Source organism: Streptomyces sp. NPDC008079 (genome assembly GCF_042957385.1).
Taxonomy (GTDB): domain Bacteria; phylum Actinomycetota; class Actinomycetes; order Streptomycetales; family Streptomycetaceae; genus Actinacidiphila.
In genome coordinates this window covers 66,269-86,358 of sequence record NZ_JBIBIC010000011.1, presented here as the reverse complement: position 1 = coordinate 86,358, position 20,090 = coordinate 66,269, and the positions used below count along the sequence as shown (strand labels likewise).

The following is a 20,090-nucleotide window of genomic DNA, read 5'->3' as shown; positions in this document are numbered from 1 at the left end:
TCTCAGTGAATTTTCCGTTGAGCGGTCCGTCTCCCCGGATGGTGCAGTTCTCGAAGGATTTCGGCCTCCGCGGCAAAGTATTCGCGAAATTTGGTGCCGTCTTCGGGACATCCATGAGCGGACCGGGCTATGGCCATTTGTAAGTCACTCTTCGCCGGAAGAGTGGGAATGGGATAAAAATTCTCGGACCGATGCTCCGCATTGTAAGAATGGCATAGATTCTGACAGTGCGCGCGGCGGATCCAAGGGTATGCAATTCCTAAACCCTAGCAGCGAAGCCATCCGTCGACTCCTAGCGCTCGGGCTGAGTAACAACCCGAATCCCTATCCGTATGGTGAGCTCATGGAGGCGCATTTCTACCGCCAGCCTGAGTGGATTATCATGACTGAAGTAGCAGAATCCTTCATGCTTCCGACTGTGTTGGACGCACCAGCGGTTTCGAATTTAAAAAATTACGGAGATTTTTCTAGAGACCCTTATGGACGGCACGCTGCGGTTTGGCGGGAATGGTATGAGAGATATGGTGCAACTGTATACTATGTCGGATCATCGGCTGCGGTGCTCGATGTAACGAGCCCTCCTCAAGCTCCCAGTGAAAGGGCTCGGTTGGCTGTGGAACAGGTCGACTACTGTGGTGATTTGAATCAAGTCATTGGCGATAGTTTTGATATTGCGGAACGTCAAGCGCCGTCGCATCAGTGGTTCTTTTGGTGGGACTGAAAGGGGCGCATGTCTCCGTATTCCGATTGAACGTCGATACGCTGCCTGTGGGGACTAAGATTACCCAGTCGAGGAGTCGTTTTGAGAGGTTGCAGTTGAACGGCTTGCCCGATTCTATGTCGGGTGCACTGTAGGCGTCGAACCCATCTGGTTCCGAGGTCACTCCGCTGCGGGGTGACCCCATCCTGGCTGTGGGGACCGAGTCCGGAGTCGCTCGATGGCGTGCGGGCACGGGAGAGGTGCTCCCAGACCTTGATACGTCTGGTGGGGCGGTGTGGGACGTCGCTGCCGGGATTCCGCCGGACGGCAGGGGCGATGATTGTGGGAGCCGGGCACAGCCACGTGCTCTATCGATGGGATGCGGTATCGGGGGAACCGTTCGGCGAGCCCCTGGTGGGCCACGAGTGCATTGTGGCGGCCGTCTCGGTAATCCATACGGGTGGCGGCGTGAGCATTGTGTCCGGTGACGAGCGGGGGCGGGTCCGGCGTTGGGACGCGGTCTCGGGTGAGGCGATCGGCGACGTCACCGCTGCGCCTAGAGCGTCGCCGTCGCCCTCACAAAGGAGTTCCACCTGGCCGGCTACATAGAAGGCCGATGGCTGAAGAAGCGCCCGAACCCGAAAACGCACAAACGCGACCGCACCGCCATGTACGGCAAGTGCACCCGCTACCGGGTCAAGGGCATCCCCGGCGTCAAGGACCGCTCCTTTGACGCCCTCCAGGACGCCAAGACCTGGCTCGCCCAGGCCCAGACTGACGCACGCCGACGCGAGTTCGTTGATCCCCGCCATGGGGCCATCTCCCTCAAGGACTACGTCGCAACGCACTGGTGGCCCAGCCAGAGCGGTGACCCGTCCACGATCCAGCGGATCGAGCAGAGGGTACGGCGGCACATCCTTCCCCACCTGGGCGCTCAGCCGCTCAACGCGATCGGAGCGGAAGTCCTGCGACACTGGAAGAAGCGGCTGGAGAAGGACCTCGGTCCGACCTCCATCCGTCTGGTCTGGGCGACGCTCTCCAGCATCCTCCAGGCTGCCGTCGAGGACCGCCGCCTCGGGCGCGACCCCTGTCGCTCCAGCACGGTCGGCCTCCGCCCGCCGCACCTGGCAGGGTCGAAGCATGGCCGCCCGAACGGGCGTTGGCGGTACGGACCGCCCTGCCGGATCGCTACCAACTCCTTCTCGTGATCGGTGCCGGCCTTGGGCTCCGGCAAGGGGAGGCGTTCGGACTCGCCGTGGAGGACATCGACTTCGCCAAGGGAGTCGTGCACGTCCGGCGGCAGGTCAAGATGGTGCGGGCGAAGCTGTGTTTCGCGCTCTCCAAAAGACGTAAGGTCCGGGACGTACCGCTTTCGGCCAGCGTGGCCCGGACCATGCGGCAGCACATGGAGCGGTTCGTGCCAGTGCCGGTCGCGCTCCCCTGGGACGACCCGACTCCGGCCAAAACGCCGGTGGGAGCCAAACACCGGCGGCCGAGGACCCACTGCCTCCTGGTGACGGGACGCGAGCGAAAAGCCGTCAACCGGAACTACTTCAACTCCTATGTATGGAAGCCTGCCCTGGCAACGCCGGGCGTGATCGCCCCACTAGGGGAAGGCGTCGCCGACGGCGCTCGCGTGTGGGAACCGTCCAGGGAACACGGCTTCCACGCCCTGCGCCACTTCTACGCCTCCGAGGAACTGGAGCCGGCGAATCGATCGTCTCCCTGGCACGCTGGCTCGGGCACTCCGACCCCGGGTTCACGCTGCGGGCGTACTCCCACTTCCTGCCCCGCGCCGGCGCACGGGGCACTGCCGCCATCGACGCGATCTTCGCGTAGCCGCGGCCGGTCGGCAGAGCCTGTGGAGCGTGGCTCGTAGCCCGCCGCAGGTCCAAAGTCCCAGAGATGCCGCCGCGCCCCATCTCGGTTTGCTGAAACGCTGGTCAGACGGGGTGCGGTGGCATCCGGGTGTCAGATGTCGCGGAAGATCTCGATCTGGGCGCCGATGGAGTTGAGACGCTCGGCGAGGTCTTCGTAGCCGCGGTTGATGACGTAGACGTTGCGGAGGACGGAGGTGCCTTCGGCGGCCATCATGGCGAGCAGGACGACGACGGCGGGGCGCAGGGCCGGGGGGCACATCATCTCGGCGGCGCGCCAGCGGGTGGGGCCCTCGACCAGGACGCGGTGCGGGTCGAGGAGCTTGACGGCCGCGCCGAGGCGGGTCAGCTCGGTGAGGTAGATGGCGCGGTTGTCGTAGACCCAGTCGTGGATGAGGGTCGAGCCCTGGGCGGTGGCGGCGATGGCCGCGAAGAAGGGGACGTTGTCGATGTTGAGCCCGGGGAACGGCATCGGGTGGATCTTGTCGATGGGGGAGCGCAGCTTGGACGGGCGGACGGTGAGGTCCACCAGCCGGGTGCGGCCGTTGTCGGCGCGGTACTCGGGAGTCAGCTCGTGGTCGAGCCCCATCTCCTCCAGCACGGCCAGCTCGATCTCCATGAACTCGATCGGCACCCGCCGGATCGTCAGCTCCGACTCGGTGACGACGGCCGCGGCCAACAGGCTCATCGCCTCGACCGGGTCCTCGGACGGCGCGTAGTCCACGTCGCGGTCGATCGAGGAGACGCCGTGCACGGTGAGCGTCGTCGTACCGATGCCGTCGACGCGGACGCCCAGCTCCTCCAGGAAGAAGCAGAGGTCCTGGACCATGTAGTTGGAGCTGGCGTTGCGGATGACAGTGACGCCGTCGTGCCGTGCGGCGGCCAGCAGCGCGTTCTCGGTCACCGTGTCGCCGCGCTCGGTCAGCACGATCGGCCGGGTCGGGGTGACGCTCCGGTCGACCTCCGCGTGGTACGTGCCGTCCGTCGCGGTGATGTCCAGGCCGAAGTGGCGCAGCGCGTTCATGTGCGGCTGGACCGTACGGGTGCCGAGGTCGCAGCCGCCCGCGTACGGGATGCGGAAGCGGTCGGTGCGGTGCAGGAGCGGCCCGAGGAACATGATCACACTGCGGGTGCGCCGCGCGGCCTCGGTGTCCATCGAGTCCAGGTCGAGGCTGGCGGGCGGCACGATCTCCAGGTCGTTGCCGTCGTTGATCCAGCGGGCGCGGACGCCAATGCTGCCCAGCACCTCCAGGATCCGGTAGACCTCCTCGATCCTGGCCACCCGGCGCAGCGTGGTGCGCCCGGCGTTCAGCAGGGTTGCGCACAGCAGGGCCACGCAGGCGTTCTTGCTCGTCTTGACGTCTATGGCGCCGGACAGGCGACGCCCGCCGACCACCCGCAGATGCATGGGGCCCGCGTAGCCGAGGGAGACGATCTCGCTGTCTAGCGCCTCGCCGATGCGGGCGATCATCTCAAGACTGATGTTCTGGTTGCCGCGCTCGATACGGTTGACTGCGCTCTGGCTGGTCCCGAGAGCCTCGGCGAGCTGGGACTGTGTCCAGCCTCTGTGCTGCCTGGCGTCCCGGATGAGCCTGCCGATACGTACGAGGTAGTCGTCGGTCATATCGCCGAGGCTATCTCACATATGAGATGCGGCAACCGCAGATCGGCCGTCCGTGACGGACCCCACTCCCGCCGCGTGCCATCCGGCGTACGCCAGCGCGTGCCGCCCGTGCCCGCACCCGCGACCGCCATCACCGTACTCGCGGGTCACGGCCGCGCAACCCGGAGCGCCGCCCGGCCCACCATCCGACCGCGGAACCCGGCCCCCGCGGCCCGATGCGCACGCCCCGGCCACGCGCCGCCGCGGGCGTACGTCACACTTCCGATCATGCTCACGCGCATACGTTCCCCACGGCCCGCGCGGCCCCGGCCCGCGCACCGCGCGGCCGGTGCGGGACTGGCCGTCGCCGTACTCGCCCTGGCCGGAGCGCTCGCCGGGTGCGGCGGCGGCGCGGGCCCCTCGCAGGACCAGCCGAAGCTGCCCTTCGGGTGGTCGCCGAGCGGACCCTCCCGGACACCCCCGACCCGGGCGGAGACGACGGGCGCCGCGGCCACGCGGGGTACCGGATCGCCCTCGGCCGGCTCGACGTTCGCCCTCACGGCGCCGCCGGCGCGCGCGGGCGCGACCGCGGTGACGCCCGGCGTGAGCGGGAACGCGCGCACGTGCCCGACCCCCGGACACCCGTATCGCGTCTGCGGCCACTACACGCTGGTCCGGCCGACGATCGACCCGTCCGCGCCGTGCGTCGACAGCGACCAGGGGGTCCACGGCGGCACGACGTATGTGTGCCTCTACGGCTCCTGGGTGGAGCTCCCGAAGGTCCCGACACCGGCCACGCCGACGTAGCGCGGCCGCTGCCCGCTACCGCCCGTGCGGTACGAAGATCCGCTCGTCGTCGGCCGCGGCCCGCGGCGCCGGAATCCGGCGGCGCGCCACCCACCGCGGCGTACGCGGCAGGACCACGGCCAGCAGGCAGCACACCGCCATGCCGAGCAGCCCGGTGACGACGCCGAGCTTGGTGGCCAGGGAGACCTGCGGCAGGACGAACACGGCGATGTCGAGGCCGAAGGACGCGGCGCTCACCACCGTCAGCGCCGCCGCGACACGGTTCAGCCGGGCGTCCAGCGCCTCCGCGCGCTGCGAGGACGCGGCCAGCAGGGAGTTGCTGACGTAACCGAGGAGCTTGTCGGCGCGCTCCTGGGTGTCGTCGAGCCCGATCACCTGGCGCGCGGAGAGATAACTGGCCCGGTGCGCCTGCGTCGACTCGATCCGGTAGCCGTCGAGATGGTGGAAGTCGGCCCACAGACCGTCGAGGAACCGCCGGAAGGCGTGCACATCGGTGGTCTCGGGGTGGCCGTGCGCCAGGTCGGCCAGCACCCACCGCCCGGCGACGAGCGCGCCCACCAGCAGCGACTGCTGCGCCACCGCGATGTCCGTGGGCTCGGTCATGGTCAGCAGATCGTGCAGCGGCGTCGCCGGATCGCGGTCCCAGGCGTAGGTGTACGGCAGCAGGATCCGGCAGTCGGGGCCCGATATCAGCGCGGGGACCCGTGCGTCGGCCGCCCACGGCGGGTCCCGCGTCACGAAGTGGCAGTTGTAGCGCGCCGATTGACGGTCGATCGGCGAACCCGCCCCGGTCAGCGCGAGATCGGGCCGCAGTGCGATCCCCTGGACTAGACCACTGGCGACGGCCGCGGCCAGCACCGCCGTCAGGATCGGCGCGTCCGCCTCCCGCAGCGCCTGGTTGACGGTCGCGTCGAGCGCGTCGAGGTCGTGCAGCGCCATCCGCCGCAGATCGGCCTCGTGCCGCAGCGCGTAGACCACCAGCACCGTGCCCGCGGTCAGGATGCGCGCGTGGCAGGCCACGATCTCCGTGCCCGGCAGGCTGATCGCCGGTCCGACCATGCCGGTCAGGTCCATCTCGATGGTGGTGTCCGGGTTGTACGCCAGCGACCGCAGGCCCCCGACCACCGGCCGTAACTCGCCGTGGCCCGGCACCGCGACCAGCTCCAACGAGCTGACGGGTGAGCGGTGGTGCAGCGGATACGCCCGGCTCTGGAGGTGCAGCACCTCGCTCGCGCCGAAGCTCATACTGCCGCTCGTGCCGCCGCTCATGCCGCCGCGCCCGCGCGGCCGGTGCCGGAGCCGGGGGTCCAGGAGACCGCCACGTACTCCGGGATAAGGTCGGACTCGCTCACCGACACCCCGCCCAGATAACGCCGTTGCAGATCCTCGGGGCCCCGGTCCTCGATCGCCGTTCCCAGCAGCGACTCCAGCTCGTCGTGCGTGAGATGGCTCGCGTCCGCGGGCACCGACCTGCGCAGGAACCAGTCGCGCTGCTCGGCCAGGACACGGCAGCCCGCCGCCGCCGCGGGCCAGTAGCTGACCGCGGTCACCGCCGTCGTGCCGAAACCGGCACCCAGCGTCACCACCGACCGTGCCGCGTCCCCCGGCAGATAGAAGACGACGCCCTCCGCGACGTACGCGACCGGCCGACCGGCCGCCAACTCGCGTGCGGCGGAGGTCACTTCGGCACGGCCCTGCGCGCTGTTCAGATCGGCCGCGAGATGCCGCACCTCACGCTCCGGCGCGACACCGGACGCCGTCAGCTCCGCCGCCCGCCGCCGCTTGGCCGCCGCCATCTCCGGCAGGTCCACCTCCAGCGCCGCGGGGAACGGCAGCAGCCAGGGATACGAGGAGAAACCGGCCCCGCACACCACGAGCACCGTGTCCGGGTCGGCGCGCAGCGCCCGCGCGAGGGTGTCGGCGATGTAGCGTCCGCGCAGCGACACCACCAGGTCGTCGTGCGGGTACACCTCGTCGGCGAACTCCCGCCACAACTCCCTCACCGCGGGCCGGTCACCGTCCGGAATCCACGCGCCCGCCAGAGGATCCTCGGCGAGGTCGGGCTTGCGCGCCCGCGACTCGTTGACCAGATACGCGGTCAGTTCGACCCCACCGTGCTGCATGACCCGTCGACCCCCGAGTGTGTGACGTTGCGTCACCCACCTTGGTATCACGTCCCGTTGCCGTTGTGGATCTCCCCGTCGGCCGCACGAAGGGTCCCGCGGGTCAGGTCCGCAGTCGCGCCAACTCCGCTTCCCTGGCGTCGATGCACGGTCCGAGGTCGGTCACGGTCGCCAACCGGACCTGTCCGATGGGCACGTGGTGCCCGACGACGGTGACCGTGACGGATTCCGCATCCGCATCCGCATCCGCATCCGCATCCGCATCCGCATCCGCGTCGGCGTCCGTACCGGCATCCGCCACCGCCTCGATCCGCGCCGCCCACCACGTCCCTTCCGTCAGCACATCGGCCGCCCGCGGCGCACCGTCCACGACGACCTCCGCCCGCGACGTACGGCCCGCCCCGGCCTCCCGCGCCGAAGGGTCCTCGTCCGCCCGCGGGTACCCGTCCCGCTCCAGCCGCAGCGACTCGGCCAGGCTCACCGGCTCGGCGTCACGCACCGCGCTGGTCACCCAGACCGCCGCCTCGTCCTGCCCCAGCCGTCCGTGCCGCACGGTGATCCGCTGCCATACGTCGTCTCTTCTGTGGCCTTCGGCGAACCACGCCGGTTCCGGCGCGGGACCGGTCACCGCGCACACCCGGAAAGGCGGCGCCCCGCGCAGCGCGGCCATCCGCCGCGCCGCCTCGGCCAGGACCGCCGCGACCCTCGCGCCCTCGTCCTCCGTCGCATACCGCATGAGGGCATTGTCCCGGCACCCGTCAAGCGGGCACACCCCCGCGCGAGGCCCGCGCCCCGTCCCGCGTCCGACCCGCCGCACGGCACGCCCGTCGGTCACGCCGTCGGTCACGCCCGTCCACCCGCCCGTCCGACCCGGCGGGCGCCACGCCGCCGTCCCCGGGCGGGCCGGGCATGACCCAGCGGCGGTCATGTACTAGAGTTATCTCGACATCGAGATATCTGCTGAGGCGTACGACGACCGCACCGCACGAGGTAAGGGTTACCTAACCAGAGCCCACCTTAGCGGACCGGCCGGCGGGCATGTCACCGACATGCGGCCGGGCCGGGGGACCGCGGTGGTACGCGCGCAATGACGCAAGACGACGCATGAAGGAGACTGTCGTGTCGGCGAACAGCTTCGACGCCCGCAGCACGCTGCGCGTGGGCGACGAGTCGTACGAGATCTTCCGGCTGGACAAGGTGGCGGGCGCGGCCCGGCTGCCGTACAGCCTGAAGGTGCTGCTGGAGAACCTGCTGCGTACCGAGGACGGCGCGAACATCACCGCCGACCACATCCGGGCGCTGGGCGGCTGGGACTCCCAGGCCCAGCCGAGCCAGGAGATCCAGTTCACGCCGGCCCGCGTGATCATGCAGGACTTCACGGGTGTGCCCTGCGTCGTGGACCTGGCCACCATGCGCGAGGCCGTCAAGGAGCTCGGCGGCGACGCCGCCCGGATCAACCCGCTCGCCCCGGCCGAGCTGGTCATCGACCACTCGGTGATCGCCGACCGCTTCGGCACCGCCGACTCCTTCGCGCAGAACGTGGAGCTGGAGTACGGCCGCAACAAGGAGCGCTACCAGTTCCTGCGCTGGGGCCAGACCGCGTTCGACGAGTTCAAGGTCGTCCCGCCCGGCACCGGCATCGTTCACCAGGTGAACATCGAGCACCTGGCCCGTACCGTCATGGTCCGCGGCGGCCAGGCGTACCCGGACACCCTGGTCGGCACCGACTCGCACACCACCATGGTCAACGGCCTCGGCGTGCTCGGCTGGGGCGTCGGCGGCATCGAGGCCGAGGCCGCGATGCTGGGCCAGCCGGTGTCCATGCTGATCCCGCGGGTCGTCGGCTTCAAGCTGACCGGCGAGCTGCCCACCGGCACCACCGCCACCGACCTGGTGCTGACCATCACCGAGATGCTGCGCAAGCACGGCGTGGTCGGCAAGTTCGTGGAGTTCTACGGCGAGGGCGTCGGCGCCACGTCGCTGGCCAACCGCGCCACCATCGGCAACATGTCGCCGGAGTTCGGCTCCACCGCGGCGATCTTCCCGATCGACGAGGAGACGCTGAAGTACCTGCGGCTGACCGGCCGGGACGCGCAGCAGGTCGCGCTGGTCGAGGCGTACGCCAAGGAGCAGGGCCTGTGGCTGGACCCGGCCGCCGAGCCGGACTTCTCCGAGAAGCTGGAGCTGGACCTCGCCACCGTCGTCCCGTCGATCGCCGGGCCCAAGCGCCCGCAGGACCGTATCGTCCTGGCGAACGCCTCCCAGCAGTTCGCCCACGACGTGCGCAACTACGTGACCGACGACGAGGAGGCGGGCAAGGAGTCCTTCCCGGCCTCCGACTCCCCGGCCACCCACAACGGCGTGCCGACCAAGCCGACCGTGGTGACCGCCCCCGACGGCAGCACGTACGAGATCGACCACGGCGCCGTCACCGTCGCCGCGATCACCTCGTGCACCAACACCTCGAACCCGTACGTGATGGTCGCCGCCGCCCTGGTCGCCAAGAAGGCGGTCGAGCGCGGTCTGACCCGCAAGCCGTGGGTGAAGACGACGCTGGCGCCCGGCTCCAAGGTCGTCACGGACTACTTCGACAAGGCGGGCCTGACCCCGTACCTGGACAAGCTCGGCTTCAACCTGGTCGGTTACGGCTGCACCACCTGCATCGGCAACTCGGGCCCGCTGCCCGAGGAGGTCTCCAAGGCGGTCAACGAGGCGGACCTCGCGGTCGCCGCGGTGCTCTCGGGCAACCGCAACTTCGAGGGCCGGATCAACCCGGACGTCAAGATGAACTACCTGGCGTCGCCGCCGCTGGTCGTCGCGTACGCCATCGCGGGCTCGATGAAGGTGAACATCACCGAGGACGTCCTCGGCACCGACACCGACGGCAAGCCGGTCCGCCTCCAGGACATCTGGCCGACCGAGGCCGAGGTCAACGACGTGGTCGCGTCCGCGATCGGCCAGGACATGTTCAACGAGTCCTACCGCGACGTCTTCGCGGGCGACGCGCAGTGGCAGGCGCTGTCGATCCCGACCGGCGACACCTTCGAGTGGGACCCGCAGTCCACCTACGTCCGCAAGCCCCCGTACTTCGAGGGCATGACGATGGAGACCACCCCGGTCACCGACATCGAGGGCGCCCGCGTCCTGGCCAAGCTCGGCGACTCGGTCACCACCGACCACATCTCCCCGGCCGGCGCGATCAAGGCGGACACCCCGGCGGGCAAGTACCTCACCGGACACGGCGTCGACCGCCGCGACTTCAACAGCTACGGCTCGCGCCGCGGCAACCACGAGGTCATGATCCGCGGCACCTTCGCCAACATCCGGCTGCGCAACCAGATCGCGCCGGGCACCGAGGGCGGCTACACCCGCGACTTCACCCAGGCGGACGGCCCGGTCGCCTTCATCTACGACGCCTCGCGCAACTACATCGAGCAGGGCGTGCCGCTGGTCGTCCTGGCGGGCAAGGAGTACGGCTCCGGCTCGTCCCGCGACTGGGCGGCCAAGGGCACCGCGCTGCTCGGCGTCAAAGCGGTCGTCGCGGAGTCCTACGAGCGCATCCACCGCTCCAACCTGATCGGCATGGGCGTGCTGCCGCTCCAGTACCCCGAGGGCGCCTCCGCGGCCTCCCTGGGGCTCACGGGCGAGGAGACGTTCGCCATCTCCGGCGTGACCGAGCTGAACGACGGCACGACCCCGCGCACGGTGAAGGTCACCACCGACACCGGCGTGGAGTTCGACGCCGTTGTCCGGATCGACACCCCCGGAGAGGCCGACTACTACCGCAACGGCGGCATCATGCAGTACGTGTTGCGGTCGCTGATCCGCAAGTAACGATCAAGTGACGTTCCGCTACGGCGGATACGCAGAAGAAACCGCAGGCGGGCCGCGCTCCTCTCAGGGGAGTGCGGCCCGTCCGCTTATGTCCGTACATGCAGACCGGCTCGGCCCGGTTCGGCCTTCACTACTTGAACGCACTTCCGTGACAGTCGTGTTGACTAGTGAATACAAGATCCGGCGCGCTCGGGATCGGTGAGACATCCCACGTTTCGCGGAGGTCTCAACTCGGGAAAGCTTGCCGCCCAAACCATCATTCGATCTTGCCCTGCCGACTGCAAGTGGACTATACCTGTCGGCGTCCAAGGAACCCGCTCACAGCGGGGCGGGGCGGGGGGGAACGTCGGGCAGAAACACCCGGCGGCCTACGGTGACGTACCCCTCCTCGATGGATGCACGGCATCACTCAAGCTTCAACTGTTCGCGGTCGTCGGCGGATTCCGCTGCACCGCATGAGTCCTGATGAGAGCGAGGACTTGAGCATGGGATCCGAAATGAACCGCCGGGATCTGGTCAAGCGTTCCGCGGCGCTTGGCCTCGTAGCCATTCCGTCGGCCGGTCTGCTGAGCGCCTGCGCGTCCAGCGGCGGTGACAGCAGTAGCGACAAGCCCACCAAGAGCGCGACTGCGGCCTCGAAGGACAACCCCTTCGGCGTGAACGACTCCACGGCCCTCGACATCGTCATCTTCGACGGTGGTTACGGCCACGACTACGCCACCGCGCTCGGCAAGCTGTACGAGTCCAAGCACCCGGGCTCCAAGTCCAGCGTCCTGCCCACGCAGGACATCGCCGGCAAGCTCCAGCCGCGCTTCAACGCCGGCAGCCCGCCGGACGTCATCGACGACTCGGGCGCCCAGCAGATCAAGCTGGACGTCCTGCAGAAGAGCGGTCAGCTCGCGGACCTCACCCCGCTGCTCGACGCGCCCTACATCGACGACCCGAGCAAGAAGATCCGCGACGTGCTCCAGCCCGGCACGATCGAGACCGGCACGCTCGACGGCAAGATGTACTCGCTGAGCTACATCTACACCGTGTTCGGCCTGTGGTACTCCGGCAAGCTGTTCAAGGACAAGGGCTGGACCGAGCCCAAGACGTGGGCCGACTTCATCTCCCTTTCCGCGGAGATCAAGAAGGAGAAGATCGCGCCCTTCTGTCACCAGGGCAAGTACCCGTACTACATCAACGTCGCGATCATGGACCTCATCGCCAAGAACGGCGGCCTGGAGCTCCAGAAGCGCATCGACACGATGGACCCGACGGCCTGGGACGACCCGGCCGTCAAGGCGGGCATCGAGGCGGTCTACGAGATCGTGGACAAGAACTACCTGCTGCCCGGCACCAACGGTCTGACCCACATCGAGTCGCAGACCGCGTGGAACCAGTACAAGGCCGCCTTCATCCCGTGCGGCTCCTGGCTGGAGAACGAGCAGATGAAGGCCACCCCGAGCGACTTCGACATGAAGTTCATGCCGATGCCGTCGCTCACGGGCGACAAGCTGCCCTTCGAGGCGATCCGGGCGGGCGCGGGCGAGCCGTTCATCGTCCCGGAGAAGGCCAAGAACAAGGCCGGCGGCCTGGAGTTCCTGCGCATGATGCTGACGAAGGAGGGCTCCGGCAAGTTCGCCGCCGCCGCCAACTCCCTCACCGTCCTCAAGGACGGCGTCGGCTCCGACGTCCAGCTCCGTCCGGGTACCGCGTCGACCGTGACCGCGCTGAGCGCTGCCGGTGCGAACACGTTCAACTACAACTACCCGAACACCAACAGCGAGTTCGATGTCGCCCTGCAGAACCTGAGCGGTGAGCTGATGGCCAAGCGCCTCACCCCCGCCCAGTGGATCTCGAAGGCCAAGGCGCTCGCGGCCAAGGCCAAGAAGGCCTGACCCAGCGACGTCGTGCGGTGCGGGGGCCGGAATCCGTCCGGCCCCCGCACCGGCATAGCCCCTCGATCAGGAGCAGGATCCATGCAGCATCGCAAATACCCCTTCATTGTGGGCTTCCTCATCGTCCCGATCGTCCTGTATGTGACGTTCGTGATCTGGCCGTATCTTCAGACGATCGGCTACTCGCTCACGGACTGGAAGGGCGAGTCCCAGACCTTCAACTTCGTGGGCCTGGACAACTACACGACCCTGTTCCACGACTCCGTCTTCAGGACCGCGTTGTGGCACAACATCCTGCTGCTGATCTTCCTGCCGGTGATCACCATCCTGCTGGCGCTGTTCTTCGCCTTCATGGTGAACGTGGGCGGTCGCAGCACGGCGGGCGGTGTCCAGGGCGTCCGCGGCGCCGGGATCTACAAGGTCGTCTACTTCTTCCCGCAGGTCCTGTCGGTCGCGATCCTGATCGTGCTGTTCGGCGCGGTCTACCGCAGTGACTCGGCCGGTCTGCTCAACGGCGTCCTGGTGAAGCTGCACCTGGAGGACGCCAACAACCCCATCGAGTGGCTGAACGACCCCAACCTCGTGCTCTGGTGCCTGCTGGCGATCCAGGTCTGGGCGGGCGTCGGCTTCTACCTCGTGCTGTTCTCCGCGGCGATGCAGTCCATCCCCAAGGACATCTACGAGGCCGCGCTGCTCGACGGCGCGGGCCGCTCGCAGACCTTCTTCAAGGTCACCCTCCCGCTGCTGTGGGACAGCGTGCAGACCTCGTGGGTGTACATCTCGATCTTCGCGATGGACTTCTTCGCCCTGGTCTCCGGACTGACCCCCGGAACCGGCTACGGCGGTGGTCCCGACCACCACAGCGAGGTCATGGCGACCTACCTGATGCGCAACTTCCTGTCCTTCGGCAAGAGCGGTTACGCCTGCGCACAGGGCGTGATCATCATGCTGGTGACCTTGATCGTTTCCGCTGTCACGCTGCGGGTCTCCCGCCGTGACCGCATCGAGTTCTGAGCGGGGAAGCACCATGACCTCACCCATCACCGAGGCGCAGTCCGGCGGACTGCTGGGCCAGGTACCCGCTCAGGGCGGGCCCGGCAAGAAGCGCAAGGGCAAGGGAGCGGAGGAGGCCGGCTACGACGGAGCCGGCGGCCGGGTGCTCAACGTCTTCTCGCACGGCTTCCTTGCGGTCTGGGCGATCATGATCATCCTGCCACTGGCATGGATCATCCTCAGCTCGTTCAAGAACAACAGCGAGATCGGCTCCAGCGCGTGGTCCTGGCCCTCGCACTTCACCTTCGGCGCGTTCAGCCGCGCCTGGGACAAGGGCATCGGCGACTTCTTCCTGAACACCGTGATCGTGATGGTGTTCTCGGTGCCGCTGACCATGCTCTTCGGCTCGATGGTCGCCTACGTGCTGGCCCGGTACGAGTTCCCCGGCAACAGGTTCATCTACTTCCTGTTCGTCGGCGGCGCGATGTTCCCGTACTTCCTCGCGCTGGTCCCGCTGTTCTTCATGGTGAAGAACCTCGGCATGCTGAACACGTACCAGGGTCTGATCCTGGTGTACGTCGCCTACTCGCTGCCGTTCACGACCTTCTTCATGCACTCGTTCTTCAAGACGCTGCCAACGGCCATCCATGAGGCGGCGGTGCTCGACGGCGCCTCGCACACCCGGACGTTCTTCCAGGTGATGGTGCCGATGGCCAAGCCCGGTCTGCTGAGCGTCGGCATCTTCAACGTGCTCGGGCAGTGGAATCAGTACATCCTGCCGGTCACGCTGATGCAGCCGCAGACCAGCACCGACAAGGACCACTCCATGCTGGCCCAGGGCCTGGTGAACCTCGCGCTGTCGCAGGGGTACTCGGGCGACTACCCGGCGCTGTTCGCCGGCATGGTGATCGCGATGCTGCCGGTGCTGGTGGTGTACCTGTCCTTCCAGCGCCAGGTCCAGGCCGGACTCACCGCGGGCACCCTGAAGTAGCCCGCGGCGGCGCCCCCGAGCGCCGTTGAGCAGGCCGTACGCCGCGAGGAGCGGCTCCGCGAGGGCGCGGAGCCGCTCCTCGGCGTTGGCGACCGATTCGCATAACGGTGTGGCTCTCCCCCTTGACGGGACATCACCCCAAACACTCAACTTAGAGTTCACATGTTGTAGACGACGGGGTCTCACCGATGTGGCAGGTACGACATCGGTCCGGGTCCCCGTCCGTGCGGGCAGCCGGGACGCTCCGGCTGCCGGGCAGGAGTGGATGTCGTGGTCGAGACTCCGGGATCGCAGTCGTCGCTGCACCGGGCCAACCTGGAACGCGTCGTGCGTGCCGTACGGCTGGCCGGGTCACTCACCCAGGCGGAGATCGCGCGCAGCACCGGCCTGTCGGCCGCGACGGTCTCCAACATCGTCCGCGAACTGCGGGACAACGGCACGGTGCAGGTGACGTCGACCTCCTCGGGTGGTCGGCGGGCCCGCAGCGTGGCGCTGTCCGGTGACGCCGGCATCGTCGTAGGAGTCGATTTCGGCCATTCGCATCTCCGGGTCGCGGTCGGCAATCTGGCCCATCAGGTGCTGGCCGAGCAGTCCGAGCCGATCGACGTGGACGCCTCCGCCTCCCAGGGCTTCGACCGCGCCGAGCAACTCGTCGCGCGGCTGGTGGAGTCCACCGGGATCAACCCCGACAAGGTGCTCGGGGTGGGTCTGGGCGTGCCGGGGCCGATCGACGTGGAGTCCGGGACGCTCGGTTCGACCGCGATCCTGCCCGGCTGGAGCGGTATCAACCCCCGCCAGGAGCTGACCGACCGGCTCGGTGTGCCGGTCCAGGTGGACAACGACGCGAATCTGGGCGCACTGGGCGAGTTGGTCTGGGGCGGCGGCCGGGGCGTGAAGGACCTGGCGTACATCAAGGTCGCCAGCGGCGTCGGCGCGGGCCTGGTGATCGACGGCAGGATCTACCGCGGACCGGGGGGCACGGCGGGTGAAATCGGCCACATCACCCTCGACGAGTCGGGTCCGGTGTGCCGGTGCGGCAACCGCGGCTGCCTGGAGACCTTCACCGCCGCGCGCTATGTGCTCGAACTCCTGCGCGGCAGCCACGGAGATGGCCTAACGGTCCCGAAGATGGTGCAGCTCGCACGCGAGGGCGACCCCGGCTGCCGTCGCGTGATCGGGGACGTGGGCCGCCACATAGGCATGGGCGTGGCCAGTCTGTGCAACCTCTTGAACCCCAGCAGGGTCGTGCTGGGCGGGGACTTGGCCGAGGCGGGGGAGCTGGTGCTCGGCCCGATAAGGGAGTCCGTGTCGCGGTACGCGATCCCCAGTGCCGCCCAACGGCTGTCCGTGGTGCCCGGGTCGCTGGGTGCCCGTGCGGAGGTTTTGGGGGCACTTGCCCTGGTGCTGAGTGAGATGGGTGATTCTACACTGTTGGATGGTAATACTCCGGTTGATACACCCGCCTTTTCGGCATAACTGAGCGTTCACACAGCTAACGAAACGGGTCGTTGCCATCTCGTTAAGTGTTTACTTCTTGACGGCATGGCGTCAGCCGGAGTTGACTCACGAGCACCTCGGCCGCGGTGTTGCGGCCCTGTCAGGGAGGCAACCTCACATGAACGCAATGACGCGTCGAATCGCCGTCGGGACGGTCGCTGTTTCGATCGCGCTCACGATGGCCGCTTGTGGCAAGGCGGGCGACAAGTCGTCCGACAGCAGCAAGGACAAGACCATCGGCCTGCTGCTCCCGGAGAACGCGACCACCCGGTACGAGAAGTTCGACCGGCCCCTGATCGAGGCGAAGGTCAAGGAGCTGTGCTCCGACTGCAAGGTCGACTACGCCAACGCCGCCGGTGACCCCGCCAAGCAGGCGCAGCAGGTCAGCAGCATGATCGCCAAGGGCGTCAAGGTTCTCATCCTGGACGCGCAGGACTCGGTCGGCATCCAGTCCTCGGTCCAGGCCGCGGTCGACAAGGGCATCAAGGTCGTCGCGTACGACCGCCTCGCGCAGGGCCCGGTCTCGGCCTACGTCTCCTACGACAACGAGAAGATCGGCGAGCTCCAGGGCCAGGCGCTGCTCAACGCCATGGGCGCCGACGCCAAGCCGACCTCGAAGATCGTCATGATCGACGGCGACCCGGCCGACCCGAACGCCGCCTCCTTCAAGGCCGGCGCCCACAAGATCCTCGACGGCAAGGTGAACATCGCCTACGAGCAGTCGGGTCTGTGGAAGGACACCGTCGCCAACCAGAAGGTCACCGCGGCGATCACCCAGCTCGGCAAGGCCAACATCAAGGGCGTCTACTCGGCCAACGACGGCATGGCCGGCGGTATCGCCACCGCCCTCAAGGGCGCCGGCATCAACCCGCCGCTGACCGGCCAGGACGCCGAACTGCCCGGCATCCAGCGGATCCTCGCGGGCACCCAGGCCGCGACGATCTACAAGGCGTACCAGCCGGAGGCCGACGCCACCGCCCAGATCGCGGTCGCGCTGCTCGAGGGCAAGGACTTCAAGGACGTCGCCGACACCACCGCCAAGAGCGGCTCGGGCCAGACGGTCCCCGCCCACCTCATCGGCGCCGTCGCGGTGACCAAGGAGAACATCAAGGACACGGTCATCAAGGACAAGCTGTACACCGTGGCCCAGATCTGCACCGCCGAGTTCGCCCAGGCGTGCAAGGACGCGGGCATCCAGTAGTACCCAGGGCCTCGGCCCGCCCCCGAAAGACCTGTCCGGTGCCCCGCCCCCACCATTCCACCCCGCTGCCGGGGCGGGGCACCGGACGGAAACGCTTCCGGGGTAGAGCGTTCGGGGAAGGGGTATGAGCCCGTTCCCCGTTGACTGATGTCATCCCAGTGCTTTATTGCACGTCCCCCGCGGCTGTCCCCCCAGTACGCGGCATCCCCGCCGGTCAGGCGGCGAAGGAGATGGTTCACGTGTCCGCTACGCCCGTGCTGGCGTTGCGCGGAGTCTCCAAGCGATTCGGTGCGGTTCAGGCCCTCACCGATGTCGAGTTGGAGGTCCACGCCGGAGAGGTTGTCGCCCTGGTGGGCGACAACGGAGCCGGTAAGTCCACACTGGTCAAGACGATCGCCGGTGTGCACCCCATCGACGAAGGCGTCATCGAATGGGAGGGCAAGGCGGTCAGCATCAACCGGCCGCAGGACGCCCAGAGCCTCGGCATCGCCACCACGTACCAGGACCTCGCGCTCTGCGACAACCTCGACGTGGTCGGCAACCTCTATCTCGGACGGGAGATCCTCCGGGTCGGAGTGCTCGACGAGGTCACGATGGAAAGGCGTGCGCGCGAGCTGCTCAACACGCTGTCCATCCGGATCCCCAGCGTGCGGATCCCGATCGCCAGCCTCTCCGGCGGTCAGCGGCAGGTCGTGGCCATCGCCCGCGCCCTGATCGGCGAGCCCAAGGTCGTCATCCTCGACGAGCCCACCGCCGCCCTCGGCGTCGAGCAGACCGCCCAGGTCCTCGACCTGGTCGAGCGGCTGCGCGAGCGCGGCCTCGGCGTGATTCTGATCAGCCACAACATGGCTGACGTGACGGCGGTCGCGGACACCGTCCACGTGCTGCGCCTGGGCAGGAACAACGGGTCCTTCCCGGTCAAGGGCACCACGAACGAGCAGATCATCGCGGCCATCACCGGAGCCACGGACAACGCCGTGACCCGCCGTCAGTCGCGCAATGTGGAGGCGGCGAAGTGAGCGACAAGACCACCCTGTCGAAGGCCGACGAGGAGCCGCCGGCCGCTCCGGTCGACGAAATGGCCCCGGCCGCGGTCGAGGTCATCGACCCCCGGCTGCTGGTCCGCCAAGAGGGCTTCAAGGGCTACATCACCGAGTTCAAGCGCAAGCTCAAGGGCGGTGAACTGGGCTCGCTGCCCGTCATCGTCGGCCTGATCATCATCTGGACCGTGTTCCAGCTGAAGGACAGCCTGTTCCTCAGCTCGACCAACATGGTCAACATCAGCTACTTCCTGGCCGCCACCGGCATGATCGCGGTCGGCCTGGTCTTCGTGCTGCTGCTCGGTGAGATCGACCTGTCGGTCGCCTCCGTCAGCGGTCTGTCGGCCGCGATCTTCGCGATCTTCTCCACCACGCACGGCATGAACATGTGGCTGGCGATGATCCTCACGGTCCTCACCGGCATCGGCATCGGCGCGATCCACGGCTTCTTCTTCGCCAAGATCGGCGTCCCCGCCTTCGTGGTCACCCTCGCGGGCAACCTCGGCTGGAACGGCCTGATGCTGTGGCTGCTCGGCTCCACCGGCTCGCTGTCCATCCAGGACAAGGGCCCGATGCACATCCTGGGCCAGCGCTCCTTCTTCATGGACCAGGACATCGCCGGCGCCTACATCCTGGCGACCGTCGGTGTCGTCGCGCTGCTCGCCGGTTCGCTGATCGAGCAGACCCGCCGCCGCAAGGCGGGCGTCCCGTTCCGCCCCACCAGCGAGATCGCGCTGCGCACCGTCGCCCTGGCCGTCGTGGCCTACGTGGCCGCGTACGTGCTCAACAAGTCCGCCGGTGTGCCGAACGCCCTGGTGATCTTCCTGGTCGCCCTGGTGATCTGCGACTTCGTCCTGCGCCGCACGCCCTTCGGCCGCAAGGTCTTCGCGGTCGGCGGCAGCATCGAGGCCGCCCGCCGCGCCGGTATCAACGTGGCGCTGATCCGGATCGCGGTCTTCGCGATCTCCGGCGGCTTCGCCGCCATCGGCGGTCTCTTCCTGGCCGCCCAGACCTACACCGCGACGCTCGCCGCCGGTACCGGCAACCTGCTGATGCTGGCGATCGCCGCCGCGGTCATCGGCGGCACCAGCCTCTTCGGCGGTCGCGGCAACGTCTGGTCGGCGCTGCTCGGCATGCTGGTCATCCAGTCCATCCAGACCGGACTCGACCTGCTCAACATGAACACCTCGATCCAGTACATGATCACCGGCGCCGTTCTGCTCGCCGCCGTGGTCATCGACTCGGTCTCGCGCCGTACGCAGAAGACCTCCGGCCGCGCGTAGCGGCACCGCGTACGACGGCGGCGCGCGTAACGGCTCGTAACAACGCGGGCGGACACGCGCGCCGCGGCAGCACCTCGAACCGCCGGGCGGACCTGGAAATCCAGGTCCGCCCGGCGGTTCGCCGTTGCCGTGCCGTGACATACATCGCACAGGGCGGCCGACAGCCTTGGAACCGGAAGATTAGACTCGTCGGATCGGCCGTATCGAAGCGATCCGGCCGTGTCGGCGTCCACGTCGGCAAAACCGTGGGACAGACCT

The 20,090-nt window shown here is 68.1% G+C and carries 15 protein-coding genes; 11 read left to right on the top strand and 4 right to left on the bottom strand.

Annotation, left to right across the window (positions count from 1 at the left end; translation table 11 throughout):
* Positions 1-343: 343 nt before the first annotated feature.
* Together ACFZAM_RS23030 and ACFZAM_RS23025 are read left to right on the top strand one after the other, a co-directional pair.
* The gene (locus tag ACFZAM_RS23030; protein ID WP_391048800.1) at positions 344-721 is read left to right on the top strand and encodes a DUF4253 domain-containing protein; all 378 of its coding nucleotides are present in this window, start codon (positions 344-346) and stop codon (positions 719-721) included.
* Positions 722-1,368: 647 nt separating this feature from the next.
* Positions 1,369-1,908, top strand: coding sequence for a hypothetical protein (locus tag ACFZAM_RS23025; RefSeq protein ID WP_391048797.1), 540 nt, complete (start codon positions 1,369-1,371; stop codon positions 1,906-1,908).
* 763 nt (positions 1,909-2,671) lie between these two features.
* Here ACFZAM_RS23025 and ACFZAM_RS23020 read toward each other — a convergent pair.
* Positions 2,672-4,201, bottom strand: a complete 1,530-nt coding sequence (locus ACFZAM_RS23020; RefSeq protein WP_355338602.1) for a UDP-N-acetylglucosamine 1-carboxyvinyltransferase — start codon at positions 4,199-4,201, stop codon at positions 2,672-2,674.
* Positions 4,202-4,468: 267 nt separating this feature from the next.
* Between ACFZAM_RS23020 and ACFZAM_RS23015 the strand changes: the two genes are divergently transcribed.
* A complete protein-coding gene (locus ACFZAM_RS23015; protein ID WP_391048794.1) occupies positions 4,469-4,987 on the top strand; it encodes a hypothetical protein in 519 nt (172 codons plus the stop codon).
* 15 nt (positions 4,988-5,002) lie between these two features.
* Here ACFZAM_RS23015 and ACFZAM_RS23010 read toward each other — a convergent pair whose 3' ends face one another.
* The 3 genes from ACFZAM_RS23010 to ACFZAM_RS23000 all read right to left on the bottom strand — a co-directional run bounded on the left by ACFZAM_RS23010 (position 5,003) and on the right by ACFZAM_RS23000 (position 7,846).
* Positions 5,003-6,256: a hypothetical protein gene (locus ACFZAM_RS23010; RefSeq protein WP_391048791.1), complete on the bottom strand. Its 1,254-nt coding sequence runs from the start codon at positions 6,254-6,256 to the stop codon at positions 5,003-5,005.
* Positions 6,253-7,110, bottom strand: a complete 858-nt coding sequence (locus tag ACFZAM_RS23005) for a class I SAM-dependent methyltransferase (RefSeq protein ID WP_391048788.1) — start codon at positions 7,108-7,110, stop codon at positions 6,253-6,255. Before ACFZAM_RS23005 ends, ACFZAM_RS23010 begins: the two co-directional genes overlap by 4 nt.
* A 103-nt stretch (positions 7,111-7,213) precedes the next feature.
* Positions 7,214-7,846 carry a hypothetical protein gene (locus ACFZAM_RS23000; RefSeq protein ID WP_391048785.1) on the bottom strand — a complete coding sequence of 211 codons (633 nt, stop codon included), beginning with the start codon at positions 7,844-7,846 and terminating at the stop codon, positions 7,214-7,216.
* A 383-nt stretch (positions 7,847-8,229) separates the two neighbouring features.
* On the opposite strand from ACFZAM_RS23000, the gene acnA reads away from it, so the two are divergent.
* From acnA to ACFZAM_RS22960, 8 genes are all read left to right on the top strand, one after another.
* Positions 8,230-10,944 carry an aconitate hydratase AcnA gene (gene acnA / locus ACFZAM_RS22995; RefSeq protein WP_391048782.1) on the top strand — a complete coding sequence of 905 codons (2,715 nt, stop codon included), beginning with the start codon at positions 8,230-8,232 and terminating at the stop codon, positions 10,942-10,944.
* A gap of 485 nt (positions 10,945-11,429) precedes the next feature.
* On the top strand, positions 11,430-12,827 hold the full coding sequence (gene ngcE / locus ACFZAM_RS22990; protein WP_355338620.1) for an N-acetylglucosamine/diacetylchitobiose ABC transporter substrate-binding protein: 1,398 nt from the start codon (positions 11,430-11,432) through the stop codon (positions 12,825-12,827).
* An 81-nt stretch (positions 12,828-12,908) separates the two neighbouring features.
* Entirely contained in the window at positions 12,909-13,841 is a 933-nt protein-coding gene (locus tag ACFZAM_RS22985) for a sugar ABC transporter permease (protein WP_355338623.1), read from the top strand.
* A 13-nt stretch (positions 13,842-13,854) separates the two neighbouring features.
* A complete protein-coding gene (locus tag ACFZAM_RS22980) occupies positions 13,855-14,811 on the top strand; it encodes a carbohydrate ABC transporter permease (protein ID WP_355338626.1) in 957 nt (318 codons plus the stop codon).
* A gap of 261 nt (positions 14,812-15,072) precedes the next feature.
* Positions 15,073-16,287, top strand: a complete 1,215-nt coding sequence (locus ACFZAM_RS22975) for an ROK family transcriptional regulator (RefSeq protein WP_355338629.1) — start codon at positions 15,073-15,075, stop codon at positions 16,285-16,287.
* 139 nt (positions 16,288-16,426) lie between these two features.
* Complete coding sequence (locus ACFZAM_RS22970) at positions 16,427-17,509, top strand: substrate-binding domain-containing protein (RefSeq protein ID WP_355338632.1); 1,083 nt, start codon at positions 16,427-16,429, stop codon at positions 17,507-17,509.
* A gap of 230 nt (positions 17,510-17,739) precedes the next feature.
* Positions 17,740-18,528 (top strand): ATP-binding cassette domain-containing protein, encoded by a 789-nt coding sequence (locus ACFZAM_RS22965; protein WP_188282659.1) that lies wholly within the window; start codon positions 17,740-17,742, stop codon positions 18,526-18,528.
* Positions 18,525-19,832: a sugar ABC transporter permease gene (locus tag ACFZAM_RS22960; protein ID WP_355338636.1), complete on the top strand. Its 1,308-nt coding sequence runs from the start codon at positions 18,525-18,527 to the stop codon at positions 19,830-19,832. Before ACFZAM_RS22965 ends, ACFZAM_RS22960 begins: the two co-directional genes overlap by 4 nt.
* Positions 19,833-20,090: the final 258 nt, after the last annotated feature.

Coding starts and splice junctions, on each gene's coding strand:
- ACFZAM_RS23030 (WP_391048800.1), top strand. CDS start 344: ATGGAGGCGCATTTCTACCGCCAGCCTGAGTGGATTATCATGACTGAA.
- ACFZAM_RS23015 (WP_391048794.1), top strand. CDS start 4,469: ATGCTCACGCGCATACGTTCCCCACGGCCCGCGCGGCCCCGGCCCGCG.
- ACFZAM_RS22980 (WP_355338626.1), top strand. CDS start 13,855: ATGACCTCACCCATCACCGAGGCGCAGTCCGGCGGACTGCTGGGCCAG.
- ACFZAM_RS23020 (WP_355338602.1), bottom strand. CDS start 4,201: ATGACCGACGACTACCTCGTACGTATCGGCAGGCTCATCCGGGACGCC.
- ACFZAM_RS23010 (WP_391048791.1), bottom strand. CDS start 6,256: ATGAGCGGCGGCACGAGCGGCAGTATGAGCTTCGGCGCGAGCGAGGTG.
- ACFZAM_RS22985 (WP_355338623.1), top strand. CDS start 12,909: ATGCAGCATCGCAAATACCCCTTCATTGTGGGCTTCCTCATCGTCCCG.
- ACFZAM_RS23005 (WP_391048788.1), bottom strand. CDS start 7,110: ATGCAGCACGGTGGGGTCGAACTGACCGCGTATCTGGTCAACGAGTCG.
- ACFZAM_RS22965 (WP_188282659.1), top strand. CDS start 17,740: ATGGTTCACGTGTCCGCTACGCCCGTGCTGGCGTTGCGCGGAGTCTCC.
- ACFZAM_RS23000 (WP_391048785.1), bottom strand. CDS start 7,846: ATGCGGTATGCGACGGAGGACGAGGGCGCGAGGGTCGCGGCGGTCCTG.
- ACFZAM_RS23025 (WP_391048797.1), top strand. CDS start 1,369: ATGTACGGCAAGTGCACCCGCTACCGGGTCAAGGGCATCCCCGGCGTC.
- ngcE (WP_355338620.1), top strand. CDS start 11,430: ATGGGATCCGAAATGAACCGCCGGGATCTGGTCAAGCGTTCCGCGGCG.
- ACFZAM_RS22970 (WP_355338632.1), top strand. CDS start 16,427: ATGAACGCAATGACGCGTCGAATCGCCGTCGGGACGGTCGCTGTTTCG.